Origin of the sequence: Citrobacter sp. Cpo074, from assembly GCF_030332745.1 — a bacterium.
GTDB lineage: Bacteria > Pseudomonadota > Gammaproteobacteria > Enterobacterales > Enterobacteriaceae > Citrobacter > Citrobacter portucalensis.
On record NZ_JAOWHG010000008.1, the window covers coordinates 1 to 281 of the forward strand.

The following is a 281-nucleotide window of genomic DNA, read 5'->3' on the forward strand; positions in this document are numbered from 1 at the left end:
CTCAGAAGTGAAACGCCGTAGCGCCGATGGTAGTGTGGGGTCTCCCCATGCGAGAGTAGGGAACTGCCAGGCATCAAATTTAGTGTGCTGATATGGCTCAGTTGGTAGAGCGCACCCTTGGTAAGGGTGAGGTCCCCAGTTCGACTCTGGGTATCAGCACCAGTTTTTCGGTTAAAGTTCGGCACTTAGTAAAGAATTTGTCTGGCGGCTGTAGCGCGGTGGTCCCACCTGACCCCATGCCGAACTCAGAAGTGAAACGCCGTAGCGCCGATGGTAGTGTG

At 54.8% G+C, this 281-nt stretch carries 1 tRNA gene and 1 rRNA gene; both read left to right on the top strand.

The annotated features are described in order from the left end of the window. The first annotated feature begins 86 nt into the window (after positions 1 to 86). A tRNA-Thr gene (locus OGX83_RS00025) sits at positions 87 to 162 on the top strand. Between the two features lie 38 nt (positions 163 to 200). Further along, positions 201 to 281 (top strand): 5S ribosomal RNA (gene rrf / locus OGX83_RS00030); the annotation flags it as partial.